Annotated in this window: 18 protein-coding genes and 1 pseudogene; 15 read left to right on the top strand and 4 right to left on the bottom strand. The window is 64.8% G+C overall.

Features of this window, described 5'->3' with window-relative positions; all coding sequences use genetic code 11:
• Positions 1-229: 229 nt before the first annotated feature.
• Entirely contained in the window at positions 230-502 is a 273-nt protein-coding gene (locus BSG19_RS20720) for a BrnA antitoxin family protein (protein WP_092989921.1), read from the bottom strand.
• A complete protein-coding gene (locus BSG19_RS20715; protein WP_092989920.1) occupies positions 495-788 on the bottom strand; it encodes a BrnT family toxin in 294 nt (97 codons plus the stop codon). The genes BSG19_RS20720 and BSG19_RS20715 overlap by 8 nt, the downstream gene beginning before the upstream one ends.
• Positions 789-1,089: 301 nt before the next feature.
• Here BSG19_RS20715 and BSG19_RS20710 point away from each other — a divergent pair, with 301 nt between their 5' ends.
• The 15 genes and pseudogenes from BSG19_RS20710 to BSG19_RS20640 all read left to right on the top strand — a co-directional run bounded on the left by BSG19_RS20710 (position 1,090) and on the right by BSG19_RS20640 (position 12,722).
• Positions 1,090-2,859 (top strand): ParB/RepB/Spo0J family partition protein, encoded by a 1,770-nt coding sequence (locus BSG19_RS20710; protein WP_092989919.1) that lies wholly within the window; start codon positions 1,090-1,092, stop codon positions 2,857-2,859.
• A gap of 96 nt (positions 2,860-2,955) precedes the next feature.
• Positions 2,956-3,432 carry a hypothetical protein gene (locus BSG19_RS20705; protein WP_092989918.1) on the top strand — a complete coding sequence of 159 codons (477 nt, stop codon included), beginning with the start codon at positions 2,956-2,958 and terminating at the stop codon, positions 3,430-3,432.
• Positions 3,429-4,307 carry a DUF7007 domain-containing protein gene (locus BSG19_RS20700; RefSeq protein ID WP_092989917.1) on the top strand — a complete coding sequence of 293 codons (879 nt, stop codon included), beginning with the start codon at positions 3,429-3,431 and terminating at the stop codon, positions 4,305-4,307. The genes BSG19_RS20705 and BSG19_RS20700 overlap by 4 nt, the downstream gene beginning before the upstream one ends.
• The gene (locus tag BSG19_RS20695) at positions 4,304-4,609 is read left to right on the top strand and encodes a hypothetical protein (protein WP_348272149.1); all 306 of its coding nucleotides are present in this window, start codon (positions 4,304-4,306) and stop codon (positions 4,607-4,609) included. The genes BSG19_RS20700 and BSG19_RS20695 overlap by 4 nt, the downstream gene beginning before the upstream one ends.
• Before the next feature lie 700 nt (positions 4,610-5,309).
• A complete protein-coding gene (locus tag BSG19_RS20690) occupies positions 5,310-5,900 on the top strand; it encodes a hypothetical protein (RefSeq protein ID WP_092989916.1) in 591 nt (196 codons plus the stop codon).
• 189 nt (positions 5,901-6,089) lie between these two features.
• Positions 6,090-6,278: a type II toxin-antitoxin system VapB family antitoxin gene (locus tag BSG19_RS20685; protein WP_244529352.1), complete on the top strand. Its 189-nt coding sequence runs from the start codon at positions 6,090-6,092 to the stop codon at positions 6,276-6,278.
• Positions 6,278-6,919, top strand: a complete 642-nt coding sequence (locus BSG19_RS26435) for a type II toxin-antitoxin system VapC family toxin (RefSeq protein ID WP_244529351.1) — start codon at positions 6,278-6,280, stop codon at positions 6,917-6,919. Before BSG19_RS20685 ends, BSG19_RS26435 begins: the two co-directional genes overlap by 1 nt.
• 903 nt (positions 6,920-7,822) lie before the next feature.
• Entirely contained in the window at positions 7,823-8,752 is a 930-nt protein-coding gene (locus tag BSG19_RS20670) for an ArdC family protein (RefSeq protein WP_092989914.1), read from the top strand.
• A gap of 268 nt (positions 8,753-9,020) precedes the next feature.
• On the top strand, positions 9,021-9,299 hold the full coding sequence (locus BSG19_RS26430) for a hypothetical protein (RefSeq protein WP_244529350.1): 279 nt from the start codon (positions 9,021-9,023) through the stop codon (positions 9,297-9,299).
• A pseudogene (locus BSG19_RS20660) lies at positions 9,299-10,240 on the top strand (hypothetical protein). Before BSG19_RS26430 ends, BSG19_RS20660 begins: the two are co-directional and overlap by 1 nt.
• A gap of 57 nt (positions 10,241-10,297) precedes the next feature.
• Positions 10,298-10,549 (top strand): type II toxin-antitoxin system Phd/YefM family antitoxin, encoded by a 252-nt coding sequence (locus BSG19_RS20655; protein ID WP_092989913.1) that lies wholly within the window; start codon positions 10,298-10,300, stop codon positions 10,547-10,549.
• Entirely contained in the window at positions 10,542-10,937 is a 396-nt protein-coding gene (locus tag BSG19_RS20650; RefSeq protein WP_092989912.1) for a type II toxin-antitoxin system PemK/MazF family toxin, read from the top strand. The genes BSG19_RS20655 and BSG19_RS20650 overlap by 8 nt, the downstream gene beginning before the upstream one ends.
• Positions 10,938-11,546: 609 nt before the next feature.
• Positions 11,547-11,858, top strand: coding sequence for a DUF736 domain-containing protein (locus tag BSG19_RS20645; RefSeq protein WP_092989911.1), 312 nt, complete (start codon positions 11,547-11,549; stop codon positions 11,856-11,858).
• A 407-nt stretch (positions 11,859-12,265) separates the two neighbouring features.
• Positions 12,266-12,403: a hypothetical protein gene (locus BSG19_RS26165; RefSeq protein WP_170866055.1), complete on the top strand. Its 138-nt coding sequence runs from the start codon at positions 12,266-12,268 to the stop codon at positions 12,401-12,403.
• Between the two features lie 82 nt (positions 12,404-12,485).
• Positions 12,486-12,722 (top strand): DUF6894 family protein, encoded by a 237-nt coding sequence (locus BSG19_RS20640; protein WP_092989910.1) that lies wholly within the window; start codon positions 12,486-12,488, stop codon positions 12,720-12,722.
• A 49-nt stretch (positions 12,723-12,771) separates the two neighbouring features.
• Here BSG19_RS20640 and BSG19_RS20635 read toward each other — a convergent pair whose 3' ends face one another.
• Both BSG19_RS20635 and BSG19_RS20630 read right to left on the bottom strand, forming a co-directional pair.
• Positions 12,772-13,011: a WGR domain-containing protein gene (locus tag BSG19_RS20635; RefSeq protein ID WP_092989909.1), complete on the bottom strand. Its 240-nt coding sequence runs from the start codon at positions 13,009-13,011 to the stop codon at positions 12,772-12,774.
• 147 nt (positions 13,012-13,158) lie between these two features.
• Positions 13,159-13,905, bottom strand: coding sequence for a sulfite exporter TauE/SafE family protein (locus tag BSG19_RS20630; RefSeq protein WP_092989908.1), 747 nt, complete (start codon positions 13,903-13,905; stop codon positions 13,159-13,161).
• Positions 13,906-13,931 lie beyond the last annotated feature (26 nt).

Here is a 13,931-nt window from a genome sequence, read left to right as displayed (position 1 = left end):
ACGGAGCCCCTCTACCGTTTCTTTCAAATGGCGCAGTGCCACATCCGCGACCGCCATGTCATCGCCGACATGAACACTGTCATTGCCTTCCGTCGAATAATAACCGAGTAGCGCAACGGTAATGGCCTCTTGTCTGTAACGACGAAAGGCAGCACAGCACGGTGCAAGGTCTCCCTAGTTTCCGGCGAGACCGTCGTCTCCGGCAAAACCTGTTTTGCGGCTGCCATATTCATTTCGGCCCCATTTCGATCTTCTCCGCGAGCCATGTCTTGATCAGGGATTGGTAGGGTACATCGCGCTTGTTGGCCGCAATCTTGATCCGTTCAAGCAATGCGTTGGGGAGCCTCAGCGATATCGACGTCGAGGAGGGTTTGAGGTTTGGAAGGCGCACAGCCTCGGCTTTGCTCCAATCGATGTGATCGGTGGAGTCATTTGATTCCCAGAACATCCGCTCTTCGGTTTCGCTTGCGAACGTGGGAGCAGGCTTGAACGTCTTAGTCATAGTAGCTCCGCTCCTTGCGGTTCATATCACGGGCCGAGATGACCCGAATCCTTGTTTCGTCGTGGCGAAGTGTGAACGTGACGTGGAGCCGGCGTCCGTCGTCTGTTCGACCCAATGCGTGGATCCTGCGCTCATTGGCGCTGTGTTTGTGGTCGGGAACGACCAGCAATGGTTCGTTGAAGAAGACCTGCTCTGCCTCGGCCTGACTGACATCGTGCTTTTCGGCATTCTTGCGCGCATTTCCACTATCCCAGTCGAAGCCGGATATTCGTTCCCAATCCATCATCGATGTATATTGCCATGATATACATCTTAGAGAAAGGGGACGGAAGTGGATAGAGAAGGAAAAAAGGAAACCTCCTCGCAGACCGGCTTCGCCGCCGCCGCTGACGCTCAACCGTCGGCCTCGCGATCCCGGCCCGTCGTCCGGCGCAGGGCTTTGGCCCCGCTGGTCCGGCCGGGCAGGGATGCTCGGTCTTCAGGTTGCGGCGGCGCATGCCGGCCTGCGGTTCGGGGGATGTCTTCGGAAAGAAGATAAGGAAGGGCCGCCAGAGGCGGTCCGGAAACCCCGGACAGGAGAGCAAGTCATGCATCTGATAAAGGTCGATCCGCGCGCGCTGAAGGAAAACCCCGACCGCGCCCGCCAGACGAAATCCAACCCGCAGGCCGACGCGCTGATGCTGGCGACGATCAAGGCCGTCGGCATCGTGCAGCCGCCGCTGATTTCGCCGGAAACCGGCGGCGGCAACGGCTACATCATCGATGCCGGCCACAGGCGCGTCAGACTGGCGATTGCCGCGGGCCTCGACGAGATCGAGGTCCTCGTCGCGGAGGCGGCCAACGACAACGGCGCGATGCGCTCGATGGTGGAGAACATCGCCCGCGAGCCGCTGAACCCGATCGACCAGTGGCGCGCGATCGAGCGGCTGGTCGCGCTTGGCTGGACCGAGGAGGCGATCGGCGTGGCGCTCGGCTTCCCTGTGCGCCAGATCCGCAAGTTGCTGCTTCTCGCCAACGTGCTGCCGGCGATGCTTGATCAGATGGCCAAGGGCGACATGCCGAACGAGCAGCAGCTTCGCACGATTGCCGCCGCCTCGCGCGAGGAGCAGGCCGAGGTCTGGAAGAAGCACAAGCCGAAGAAGGGCGATCCCCAGGTGACGTGGTGGAGCGTCGCGCAGGCACTGACGAAGACGCGCATGCTGGCGAAGGATGCGAGCTTCGACGAGGAGCTGGCGAAAGCCTACGGTATCACCTGGCAGGAGGACCTGTTCGCGCCTGCCGATCAGGACAGCCGCTACACGACCGACGTCGAAGCCTTCCTCGGCGCACAGAACGAGTGGATGGCGAACCATCTGCCCAAGCGCGGCGCGATCGCCGAGACGACGCAATGGGGTGAGGTGAAGCTGCCGCCCAAGGCCGAGCGTATTTACGGCAAGCCGGCCAAGGCCGACCACAGCGCCTGGTATCTCGACCGTGACGGCAAGGTCCAGTCGGTCGCCTACCGCCTGCCGGAGCCGAAGGCGTCGAAGGGCAAGGCGGCAAACGGCGGCGAAAATGCGGTGGCCGACGATCCTACCGCGACCAAGCCGCGGCCCGACGTGACGCAGAACGGCCGCAGCATGATCGGGGACTTCCAGACCGATGCGCTGCACGAGGCGCTGGCCCGCGCGCCGATCGAGGACGACACGCTGATGGGGCTGCTGGTGCTGGCCTTCACGGGCCTGAACGTCTCGGTCCAGTCGGGCTCGGGCGCCACGAGCTACGGCAGCAAGCGTCTCGCGCGCCACGCGGTGCAGCTGGTCGGGGAGGACGGTTCGCTCTCCTTCGATCCCGATACGCTGCGTGTCGCGGCACGGTCGATGCTGATCGACGTGCTTTCGGCCCGCGTGAACCAGACGAACAGTGGCATCGTCGCGCAGATCGCTGGCAATGCGATCGGGGCCGCATCGTTCCTGCCGAACATGGGCACGGAGGCGTTTCTGTCCTGCCTGTCGCGTGGCGCGCTCGAAGGCTCTTGCAAGGACACGCCTGTCCAGCCGCGTGCCCGGGTCCGCGACACGCGCGCGGCTCTGGTGGAGCATTTCGGGGAGGCGTCGTTCGTCCACCCGTCCGCGCTCTTTGCGCCGGACGCGGAGGCGCTCGCCGACTGGATGGCGCGGAACCCCGCATCGGACGACGGAGAGGACAGCGCGGGGGACGATGCCGACGGCCTGTCGGACGATCCGGCCGAAATCGACGGCATCGACGCTGCGGACGAGGAGGGCGCGAACGATGTCGGCATCGTCACCGACCACGACGAACAAGATGGCACGGAGGCATCCGGCGAGGATGAGGCCTTCCGGGAAGCCGCCGAGTAGGCGCGCGTTTCCTTCTCCTTCTTTCCGAACGAATACCCGCCGCCGGCCGCAAGCCGGCGGCGGTTTCGTTTCAACCGTCATCGACAGGAGGACCTCATGTCCGCACAGCACATCCACGACCTCGCGCCGCTCGGCGCGATCATCCGCTACGCCGACGGCACGGCAAGACCGCCCGCGCATCACAGGCGCAAGCTGGCGCTCTGGGAGAACACCAACAATGCCGGCCGTCTGATCCGCAAACAGCCAGGAGGTCGCCGCGGGATCGAGGGGTTTGCGGCGACGTTCACCCTCCACAAGGGCGATTTCGGTCAGGGCGGGGTCATCCTCGTCCGGGTGCACCAGACCTTCGACATCCGCAGCCGCCTGACCTTCACGATCATTGAGCGTCCCCGGATCGGTACGGTGCGCGTTCTTTCCGGCGAAGGCGACGATCGGGAGCTTCTGCATCTCGCCGACGATCTCATCGCGGCGGAGCGGTGGCACGAGCTCAATGGCTATCGCGATGCGGTGCTCGAGCCGGTCACGGCCGACGAGCATGCCGCCGATGTTGTCGAGGGGAGGGCGGTCGCATGACCGCCGCAACGTTGGACGCCGCTTCCGACGCGGTCGTTACCTTCGGGCAGACGGCCGACGGGCTGCTAGCCGCCCGCATCGGCGACGACGCCTTCGTCATGGCTCCCCGCCGGAACGGCGGCTTTTACCTTGCCACCGGCTGGCGGCTTTCCGGGGCCATCGAGACGTGGACACGGTCCGACGTCTATGGCCATGCCGGCGATCTCGCTGACGAAGCCGACTTCCGCCTTCATCTCGACCGGCATCTCGAAGATCGCCGCGAGCGCCTAGCGCTCGGTCGACGCGACGTTCGCACCCCGGCGAGCACGCCATGGGGCGCGTCGCAGGGCGCCACGATCTATGCCGAGGGCGTGATCTGCCATTCGACTGCAGGACATGGCGGTTTCCATCTCTCCGCCGAGCGCAATGGCAAAGTGCCGGCCGTGCTGCGCTCTTCCAGCGGATGGTATGAGCATGACTGCGAATGGGCGATCGTCGCCCTGGCCTTCCCGGATCTGTTCACGACCCGGGAGCGGCAGCTTGCCGACCGGACGGTGCGCGACCGTTGGCCGGACGCCTGGGAACGCCTCTCGGGACGAACCCTCCAGCCGGGAGAGTCCACCGTGAAGGACCGTCGTGCCTTCGAACGCTTGCATGCCGGAGATTGGATCGTGATCTCGGCAATCCGATCGGACCATGCGCCGGGGATGACCGAGGTGATCGCCACCATCGGCGGCAGGCGAACGTCGAACGTCCACGAGCGTCGGTTTCTCGTTCCGTCGGACGAGTACGGCGGAACCGGCGGACGCTTCGGCTTCGTCATCGATGAACAGCGCCATCGCGTCTATGACGGGCCGTCCGGATTCGTTGGATGGCAGGGGAGGTGCGCGCCATGATGCGGCACCATCCTCACCCCGGACGGTTCGATCCCGGCGCGCTCGCCCGAATGGAGGAGGCACGCCGGCAGACCCGGCGCCAGCTGGATGTGATCGAGCGACAGATCGCTCGCGCCATGACCGTAGCAGTGCCGGTGCTGCGCGACAGACGCCGGCGTTCCTGTCGCGACAGATCGCCCGATCCGTCCGCCTCCATGCGGCGCTATCGTGAAGTCCTCGCCGCCATCACGGCCGAGCGGCAACCCGAGATCGATGCGCTCTCCCGCAAGCTCGCCCGGCAGGAGCAAACCCACGAGCATTAGCGACGTCGCCTGCTGTCAGCGCAGCACGCCGCGTGAAGCCGTGCGATCTGACCTCCGTCGTTGGACAGATCCGACGGAAGGACATCACGCCGGTCCCGACGATCGAGACGACCGGTTGCCTTGTGCCAGAGCCGAGGCCGGTCAGCATCGGGCGGTGGGTGGCCTGCGCTGGCCTTGTCGGCGCCCTATCTTCCGACTCCACCATCTCGACCGGCATTGTGGAAGCGTCGCGTACGCCCGATCGCGGCGGGACAGCGGCCTCCGAGCGAGGCGGGTTGGCGCGAAGGTCAGATCGACTAGACCTTGATGACCTTTTTTGCGCGCGACTGCCCGAGGCGGCTGGCAGCGGCGAGCAGCGCCGTGACCACGCCTTGGTGTGATCCCTTCTCGATCCCGGCTTCCCGTTCCCGGCCCATGTCGGTCTCCCCTTCGGTTTGTTGCGGTCTGAACTGGCGGCCGTGGACTTCAAGGCCGCGTGCCGCGCCGCGGGGCGGCCGGGTCCCGCCGATCTCGCAAAGCGCACCCGCGTCCCGCGCGAAGGGCTCGAAGAGCCCTGCTTGGCCGCAAGCCCGCTTCGCTCGCTCAGGCAGAACCCGGACCCTGAAGCCCCCGTTTTCCGCCGGTTCCTGTTGACCGCACCGAAGGGAAGACCGGCAAGGGCCGGAGCCGCTTCGGAGACGACCCTCGAAAGGATCACACCATGGCCAAGGCCGCACGCTCCACAGCTTCTTCCAACGCCCGCGTCGTCCAGCTGCGCAAGGGCACGACCCTCGAAATGGTCCGGCTCGCCTGCCCGGACGCAAACCAAGCCAGCCTCATCTCGGAAAGCTTCGGCCTGCCTCTCCTCGACAGCGACGGCATCCGCGACCTGCACGAGCGCCTGCTGATCGAGACTGCCGAGGCGATGCGCGAGGGCATCAGCGACCGGGCGATGCAGATCCACCTCCAGCGCATCGTCGGCGCATATGTCGGCTCGGCCCACGGCGCCGGCCTTTTCTACTCCCGCGCCGTCACGGAGGCCCGCGACCTCACCGCCAAGCTCGCCAACGACACACGCGACGAGGATCTCGACGGTCCCGCCGGCTTCCAGAGCGCCGCCCAGCGCAAGCGTGAGTTCGCCGCCGACATGGCGCTTCAGTCCCACAGCCTGCGCATGGCCGCCGAGGGCGTGGTCGCGGCCTACGAGCAGATCGTCGGCGAGCGCTGGAAGCCCTTCGAGCGCCAGATCGAAAACGCCGGCGCGACCATCGATCGCAAGGCCGCCGATCTGCAGATGGCGGCGCTCGGCTGAACCAAGCTTGCGGGCGGGGCTTCGGCCTCGCCTGTCCGCCTTGCGTACCGTGCTGGAAAAGCCCGCAAGCTCCCGCATCCTTGGCAGTGTAGATGTGATCATCTACATTGAGCTATCCATTTATCTACATAGAGGGCTTGATGCCGATCAACGTCAACAATCTAGAGGCTGACGCGCAAATTCGCGCAGATGGCGGGCCTCAGCATCACAGAGGCGATCGTCATCGCCATGAAAGAGGCGATCGAGCGCCGACGCAACAGCGAGACGCCGCTTCAGACGGCCGCGCGGCTGCGCGAGAAGCATGGCGTCGCTCTGACGGACGAGGCACGCAAGCCGCTCGACAGCCAAGCCCTCGACGAGATGTGGGAGGGCCACTGATGTATGTCGACGCCTGCGCGATCATCGCGCTCCTGTCCGACGAGCCGGAGGCGGAGCGGGTGTCCGCCGCGCTGGCGAGCGCCGCCAAACGCGTCACATCGCCGGTCGCTATCCTCGAAGCCGTTCTCGGCCTCGCCCGTCCCGACAAGTTCGGCCTTGGTGCCGAGGCGGTGGAGACGATCGTCCTCGAGTTCCTGGAGGCGCGCGGCATCGAGATCCGGGACCTGCCGCCGGCCAGCGCACGGTCGCCTTGTCTCTTTCGGCCGCGCATCGCTATCGCGCCGGGTATGGTCTCAATCTCGGCGACTGCCTGCATTATGCCTGCGCCAAATACTATCGCGTGCCGATCCTGGCGACGGCCGACGCGTTCAGAAAGACCGATTTGGACGTCGTGCCGTAGACAGCAGCCCAGGTATCCTTGCGCTTTGCGGCTTATTGGCTCTCGTCGAAGGTCTGATCGGGACGTTGACGGGCTCGTGACGCGACCCGCGCGCTCCGCATCCTCCTCCAGCGAGGTATGGCGCGCTCCTGCAAGACGGACGGAAGCAACCGCATCCACCGTTTTCCTGCCGGCAGGTCTGACGCCGGCACTCTGCGCGTCTTCTGCGGCTTGCCCGGCTGCAGCGTTCCAGAAAGGGTGACGGTATCCTCCGTCACCTCCGATGCGGGAGCGTCTGTGACGGATGCGTCATCTGTCTTTACAGATACTGCTATCGCACTCGTGACCTCCTTCCCTTCCGGCAGCCAATGCTCGACCGGCCCCCGAGGGGCATCGGCCGTCTGGGACACAGCAGCCATGGGCGACAGCACCGGCAGGATACGTGCCTGTCCGGCGGTTCGTGGCGCAAATAGCCTTTCGGCCATGGCGCGGGTATCGTGATCCGACGATGCACCAGCTCGTGTTCCAAGGTCGTCGCGCGGCTCTGTCCCTTGGAGCGCGCTTTCCGTGATCCAGCTTGCCTTCGGTATCGCCGACCTGTTGAGCAGATGCCGTTTCGGCCGCTTCAATTCGACGGTGAAGCCTCCCTTCGCGCGTGACATTCGGTCCTGGAATTCCTGTTTGCAGACGTGGAGGTGGCGATCGTTTGAAATGTCGCCCTGGACGCCGCCGGGCCTGCCGCTCTGCCGTCCCCGATGGAACTTGGAGCGATGTTGGAGCCAGCGGGGACGGGACGGATGGAAGTAACGAACGGAACCACGGTGCTTTGCGGCGCGCGGCTTCGAGCGATTCACCTGAACGTAGTCGTCGCGTGTGCGTCCAGCAAGCATGTCTTTAGGCGATAGACCTGCATCCCAAGTAAAAATCAGAAGAGGAACAGAACGGAAAAGAAGCCGTGCCCGCTTCGCGGCCCCGTCCCGGCGGGCGGTCCTGCCGGGGCCGGCCGCCCTCGCAACGGCTTCGCCGTCCTCCTCTTCGTTCCGGCCCTTCGCGTCCTTCGTTGCGCTCGGCCGCGTTCGGATGCGTCATCTCCCTGAATGCCCCAGCTGACGGACCTCCGTGACGGGGCCGCGATCGGCGCGGCCTCCAGACGGAGGTTCAGGATATGAAGAAGAAACAGGATGAAGCCGGACGCGTCGATATTTACGCGCGGATCACCGACCGCATCGTCGCGGATCTGGAAAAGGGCGTCAAACCCTGGATGCAGCCGTGGAGCGCGGCGAACGCCTCTGGCCGCATCACCCGGCCGCTGCGCCACAACGGCGAGCCCTATTCGGGCATGAACGTTCTCCTGCTCTGGTCGGAGGCGATCGCACGCGGCTTCTCGTCGCCGATCTGGATGACGTTCAAGCAGGCGGTCGAACTCGGCGCTCATGTCCGCAAGGGCGAGAGCGGCGCGACCGTGGTTTTCGCCAGCCGGTTCAAAAAGACGGAAGGCGACGGCGACGGCGGCGAGGTGGAACGGGACATCCCGTTCATGCGCGCCTACACCGTCTTCAACGTCGAGCAGATCGACGGGCTGCCCGAGCGCTATCATGCCCTGGCCGAGCCTGTCCTCGATCCCGTCGCCCGGATCGCGCATGCCGATCGCTTCTTCGCCCAGACGGGCGCGGTGATCCGCCATGGCGGCACGAAGGCCTTCTTCGCGCCGGACACTGACACCATCCAGATGCCGCCCTTCGAGGCTTTCCAGGACGCGGCGTCTTTCGTCGCCGTCCTCAGCCATGAGGCCACCCACTGGACGGCGCCAGCTCACCGCGTCGGCCGTGATCTCTCGCGCTACCACAAGGACCGCAGCGAACGCGCGCGCGAGGAACTCGTGGCCGAGCTCGGAAGCTGCTTCCTCTGCGCCGATCTCGGCATCGTGCCGGAACTTGAACCTCGCGAGGATCATGCAAGCTACCTCGATAGCTGGCTGAAGGTTCTGTCCGGCGACCGAAAGGCGATCTTTCAGGCGGCCGCCCATGCGCAGCGCGCCGTCGCCTTCCTGCACGGGCTTCAGCCCGCCGTCGTCGAAGAGCGGGAGGCCGCCTGATGTCCATCGTCTCCTCCCGTCGCCTTCTCATTCTTGCCTGCTCGGCGACCAAGCGCGATGGTCCCGCGTATATGCCGGCGATCGAACGGTATGACGGGCCGTTATGGCGAACCTTACGCACGGTCGATCCCAACGGTTCCAAGGCAAAAGTGGCCTTCTTGTCGGCCCGGCTCGGCTTTCGGGCCGCCGATACGCCGATCGAAACCTATGACGTGCGCATGACCCCCGACGTCGCCGATGCGATGAAGGCCGGGGGGCTTGGAACGCGATGGCCGCGAGCAAAACCCAGCGCCGGGTCATGGCATCCGGAGAGCACCCGGGCATGCATATCCACTCGCTGCGCGAATGCGGCAGCCGGCTCGCGTTCGAGGACGTCGCCTTCGTCGGCGGCCGCCTCTACCTCGACGTCATGCGTCATTTCGTGCGCCTCTTTCGCGAGGACGGATACGTGACGACCGACGTCCGGGTCACCGAGATCAACGGTCCGATCGGGTATATGCGCCGCGATCTTCGGCTCTGGCTGAACGGCGGCGGGGAGGGGCGGTGATGCTGCATGTCTCCGCATTCGACAGCGATCCCGACGCGCACGCGACAAACCGCCTGCGCGTTCTCAGCCTCGGCGCCGGCGTGCAATCGACCACGCTCGCCCTGATGGCGGCTCATGGCGAGGTCGGGCCTATGCCCGATTGCGCCATCTTCGCCGATACCGGCTGGGAGCCCAAGGCGGTCTACGATCACCTCGCTTGGCTGATCTCGCCGAACGTCCTGCCGTTTCCAGTCCATATCGTCTCGGCCGGCAACATCCGCGACAGCCTCATGGAGGCAGCAACCGGCCGACGCTGGGCGTCGATCCCGGCCTTCACGAAGATCGTGACGCCGGCGGGAACCGAGGTGCCGGTCCTCGACGAGGACGAGGACGGCGAACTCGTCGAGGTTTCCACACGGCGCACGGCGACCGAGACGATTTCCATCGGCATGATCCGCCGCCAGTGCACGGGCGATCTCAAGATCGTGCCGATCCGCAGGAAGGTCCGCGAGCTTGCGGGCCTCACGCGCCGGCGCTCGCCCAGGCATCCCGTCGTCGAGCAGTGGCTCGGGATTTCGCAAGACGAGGTCGCGCGCATGAAACCGTCGCGCGAGGCCTGGCAGGTCAACCGATGGCCGCTGATAGAGCGACGCATGACCCGGCACGATTGCCTGCGCTGGCTCGACCGGCACGGTTATCCCCGCCCGCCGAAGAGCGCCTGCATCGGCTGACCGTTCCACTCCGACGCCGTCTGGCGGGCGATGCGCGATGAGGATCCCGAAGCCTGGCTCGATGCCGTCGCGGTCGATCGGGCGATCCGCACCGGCCTGCGCGGCATCCGTGGCGAGGTCTACCTCCACCGCTCGGCCGTACCCCTGGACGAGGCCGACCTGTCGACCGCCGCCGATCGCGGGCAACTCGATCTCTTGCCGAACGAATGCGAGGGCCTGTGCGGTGTCTAACCCCGTTCTTGCGAAATTACATGAATTATGTATAGTAGGTACTTTCTTGGAGGCTACATGAAGCAGTTCACCTTTTCCGATATGAACCGGGCGTCCGGTGAAATCCTCGAAGCCGCGCTCATCGAACCTGTCGCCCTGACCAAACATGGCAAGGAAAAGCTGGTGATCATGACGGCCGAGCGCTACGGCCAGCTCGTCGGGGATCCGCACACGGTCGCCTATGGATTGGACGACGCGCCTCAATCCGTTCACGACGAGCTCATGACCGGTCTCGACGCCCTGCTTGCCGGCGAAGACCGTCATGCTTGAGCCCGGCGACATCGTTCGTTTCTATTATCTCTGGAAGCGCCAAGCCGACATGGGCGAGGAATCTGGCCGCAAGGCTCGCCCCGTCTGCGTCGTCGTCCGCACACCGGATCGACCCGGAAAAGTCTTCCTGTTTCCGATCACGTCGCAGCATCCCGACCCTTCACGTGTGAGCCTTGCCATCAGCCCGATGGAGTGCCGCCGCGCCGGCCTCGGCTTTCCTTGCTGGATGATCCTCGACGAGTACAATCGTGTCGATCTCGACAAGGCCTTCGATTTCGAGTCCACCGCACCGGTCGGAGCTTTGAGTCATGCCTTTCTGAAAACCGTCGCGGCCGCGATCAGGCAAGCCGCCGCCAGCCGCTCCATATCCAGCGTCACTCGTTCCTGAACCACCCCACCCTGACGGCGGAGCCTCGCGCTGTCAGGCGCCCGGCTGGACCTTGGGAGCGAGCGACATCGTCGGTCTCGGCCTCGTTCACGGCCAGTCGATGATGGGCAGAAGACACGAATCCCGGCGAACGAGCTTGCGAGGCTGGCGCGCTCAAGGGCTTTCCGGGGCTTTGTTCTCGCCGGCGATTGTCCGAATTTCGGCGTCGGCGGTGCGATCGATGGGGGTTGAGGTCAACGGTCGTGCGACGGTAGCAACGGTCTGCACCAATATCGGTATTGCCGCTGGCTGCGTGTCAAACCATCGATGATAGGCACGCCATGGCCGGGATCCCTCCGATTTCCATGATCGGCGCGCCCCGGCACGTCCTCGATGTATGGGTGTGACCGCGGGACGACTTGCGTCTCGATCGCCTGACCGCAACGGCCTCCACGACTTTCTTCCCCTGCTCGCTGCGCTCCCATTCCGCGCGGTTCAAGAAAGCCGCTCCCGGCCGTCCTTCATGTCATTTCGGCCCCTTCGGGATGCGGTCGCGATCGCCAGCGGTCTTCGACACCCCATCGAGGTCGCGCAGGGGCGCGGCCCGAGGAAACCGAAAGGAAAACGACTATGGCAGTCATCGGCGAATTCACAACCAGCGGCAACACCATCCTAGGCACCGTCCGCACTCTCACCGTCGGCTTCAAGGCCCGCCTCAACCCCATCGATCGGACCTCGCGCGACGCGCCCGACTTCCGGGTCATGAGCGGCATGGCCGAGGTGGGCGCCGCCTGGAAGGCCACCTCGAGCGACGGCGAGCCCTACATCTCGGTCAAGCTGGACGATCCGAGCTTCCCGGCCCCGATCACCGCAGCCCTCTGGCCGGCAGAGACGGACGGTGACTACGCCCTCGTCTGGTCCCGCCAAAAGCGTGACGCCTGACATCGCAGAGGCCTCGCCCGCGAGGGCGGGGCCACCCTCTCAAGGACCGGCAACCGGAGCATCGACATGGCCGAACCATCCACATCCATCCGTACCCTGAACGCCGAGGACATCGCCTCCTGGCCCGATGGCGACTGGATCCTCATCTCACGGAGATCATGATCGAGTCTTTAAGTGGCGCCGCTTCGCGTCGCGGGGTGCTGACGGGTGCCACACTGGACCTTTCCCTCCCTGATAGAGCGGCAGTGTACGGCTCGGCGTCGCGCCTCAAGGACACACGGTTCCCCCAAAATGCTGCCGCATTTCGGCTCCCCCATGAGCCGGCTCCGCCGGTCGCGTGACCGCGATCCTTGACCCCCTTCCTTCTCACACGTCGCCGGACCTCCTTATCAACAAAGGAGCTTCCCATGACTTACGACATCTTCCTCGACATCGCTGAACTGCGCGCCGAACTGGCTTCCTGCTACCTTACCAAGCGCGAGCGCGCCGAGAGCCTGAAGCGCCTCGCGATCCTCATCGAACAGGCGAAGGAGGCGGAGGCGTAAGCCTCCCTTTCTCGGTGGGCGCTGGAGACGGGAACCGCGGCCCGGTTTCCTGGTTCGGCCTGCTCATTCGAGCGGAGCTGTTATGACCCACTCCTCCTTCCATATCCGCAGACATGACGTGCTTGAGCAGGACCTGGAAGGTGCCGAATTCAACGCCTTGGACGAGGCTTACGAGGAAGGTTGCAACGCTGTCACAGAGATCCTCGCTGGGATGCTGTTGGCCGATGACGTTGTTGACGGAAGCTGCTTCGAGATCACAACTGAGGATGGCATCGTTGTGCGCGAGGTTCCGTTCAAGTCCGTTATCCGGTTCACCTAAACCCCACGCATCAGCGTGGGCGAGGGTATTCCGACCCTGGAGAAGTGGCTCACCAATACCCGCGCCGGCGTTTGGCGTTCTCGATACGGCTGCGAGCACCGGCTGCGGCATCGCCGTCGTCGTAGGTCTCGATCTTTGCCTGTCCCTGAGTGCCGATCCGGCCCCAGTTGCGGATGACAGAGACGCCGCCGAACAGCGTCGGCTGCAGCGCGAGCATGTAGAAGCGCGCCATGTTGCGTGCGGGATCCACTCGGGTCAGGTGAAGCGGCGTGTCGTCGTGCTGGGTCATGAGCCCGAGTCTCGTTTTGTTCTCGTCTCGTGTCCAACGACAGTTTTGAATCGGTGATGGCGGATCGATTCAACCGCGTGAAGGATGGCATGGTGCCGCGAGCCCGCATTCCGGTCGTCAAATTCGCAGGCAGGTCGGGATAGGCTGTCAGAACAGCGACCGTGACGCCATCTCGATCCCGAGGAGTTGCAGGAAGACGAGGAACACGCGGCGGAAGACGAGCGGACTGATACGGGTCCGGATCACCTGACCGACCTGCATTCCGATGAGAGCCGGAATGACCGCGAGGCTGGAGGCAAGCCAGCCACCGCTTGCGATGCCGCCATTCCATCCAAGGCCGATCGCCAATGCAATCGTCGACACCGTGAAGGATAAGCCGAGCGCCTGGACCAGATCTTCCTTATCGAGCCCGAGGGATTGAAGGTAGGGAACGGCGGGAATGACGAAGACGCCGGTCCCCCCTGTCACGAGCCCGGTGATAAAGCCAATGATGGGCGAGACGATGCTTTCCAACCGTTCGGATATGCAAAGCGGACGGGCAAAGAGCGTGTAGGTCGCGTAGACGAAAAGGGCGATGCCGAGCGCCGTCGTCGTGACCTGAGTACTTCCCCCGGTCAGGAGCGACGAGCCCGAAACCGTCCCGATGACAATCGCCAGCATCATCGGCCAAAGGCGGCAGACCAGTGATCCGAAGCGCGGACCAGCAAGGAGCTGCAAGACGTTCGTTACGAAAGACGGCACGAGGAGAAGCGAGGCGGCCGCCAAGGGGGACAGGAAGGCGCCGAGCACCCCCATCGCCACGGTAGGCAGTCCCATGCCGGTCACGCCCTTGACAAGGCCGGCGGCGAAGAATGTTGCGGTGATCGCGGCAAGAAGCGGGAGGTTCTGGTTCATATGGCCATTCAACGCGTGGCGCTCGT

This window comes from Rhizobium sp. NFR03 (assembly GCF_900111275.1).
In the GTDB taxonomy this organism is placed as follows: domain Bacteria; phylum Pseudomonadota; class Alphaproteobacteria; order Rhizobiales; family Rhizobiaceae; genus Ferranicluibacter.
This window is presented reverse-complemented; position numbering and strand designations above follow the sequence as displayed.

Bases quoted from the DNA above. Each gene is read 5' to 3' on its own strand.
- BSG19_RS20720 (WP_092989921.1), bottom strand. From the start codon at position 502: ATGACTAAGACGTTCAAGCCTGCTCCCACGTTCGCAAGCGAAACCGAA.
- BSG19_RS20715 (WP_092989920.1), bottom strand. From the start codon at position 788: ATGATGGATTGGGAACGAATATCCGGCTTCGACTGGGATAGTGGAAAT.
- BSG19_RS20710 (WP_092989919.1), top strand. From the start codon at position 1,090: ATGCATCTGATAAAGGTCGATCCGCGCGCGCTGAAGGAAAACCCCGAC.
- BSG19_RS20705 (WP_092989918.1), top strand. From the start codon at position 2,956: ATGTCCGCACAGCACATCCACGACCTCGCGCCGCTCGGCGCGATCATC.
- BSG19_RS20700 (WP_092989917.1), top strand. From the start codon at position 3,429: ATGACCGCCGCAACGTTGGACGCCGCTTCCGACGCGGTCGTTACCTTC.
- BSG19_RS20695 (WP_348272149.1), top strand. From the start codon at position 4,304: ATGATGCGGCACCATCCTCACCCCGGACGGTTCGATCCCGGCGCGCTC.
- BSG19_RS20690 (WP_092989916.1), top strand. From the start codon at position 5,310: ATGGCCAAGGCCGCACGCTCCACAGCTTCTTCCAACGCCCGCGTCGTC.
- BSG19_RS20685 (WP_244529352.1), top strand. From the start codon at position 6,090: ATGGCGGGCCTCAGCATCACAGAGGCGATCGTCATCGCCATGAAAGAG.
- BSG19_RS26435 (WP_244529351.1), top strand. From the start codon at position 6,278: ATGTATGTCGACGCCTGCGCGATCATCGCGCTCCTGTCCGACGAGCCG.
- BSG19_RS20670 (WP_092989914.1), top strand. From the start codon at position 7,823: ATGAAGAAGAAACAGGATGAAGCCGGACGCGTCGATATTTACGCGCGG.
- BSG19_RS26430 (WP_244529350.1), top strand. From the start codon at position 9,021: ATGGCCGCGAGCAAAACCCAGCGCCGGGTCATGGCATCCGGAGAGCAC.
- BSG19_RS20655 (WP_092989913.1), top strand. From the start codon at position 10,298: ATGAAGCAGTTCACCTTTTCCGATATGAACCGGGCGTCCGGTGAAATC.
- BSG19_RS20650 (WP_092989912.1), top strand. From the start codon at position 10,542: ATGCTTGAGCCCGGCGACATCGTTCGTTTCTATTATCTCTGGAAGCGC.
- BSG19_RS20645 (WP_092989911.1), top strand. From the start codon at position 11,547: ATGGCAGTCATCGGCGAATTCACAACCAGCGGCAACACCATCCTAGGC.
- BSG19_RS26165 (WP_170866055.1), top strand. From the start codon at position 12,266: ATGACTTACGACATCTTCCTCGACATCGCTGAACTGCGCGCCGAACTG.
- BSG19_RS20640 (WP_092989910.1), top strand. From the start codon at position 12,486: ATGACCCACTCCTCCTTCCATATCCGCAGACATGACGTGCTTGAGCAG.
- BSG19_RS20635 (WP_092989909.1), bottom strand. From the start codon at position 13,011: ATGACCCAGCACGACGACACGCCGCTTCACCTGACCCGAGTGGATCCC.
- BSG19_RS20630 (WP_092989908.1), bottom strand. From the start codon at position 13,905: ATGAACCAGAACCTCCCGCTTCTTGCCGCGATCACCGCAACATTCTTC.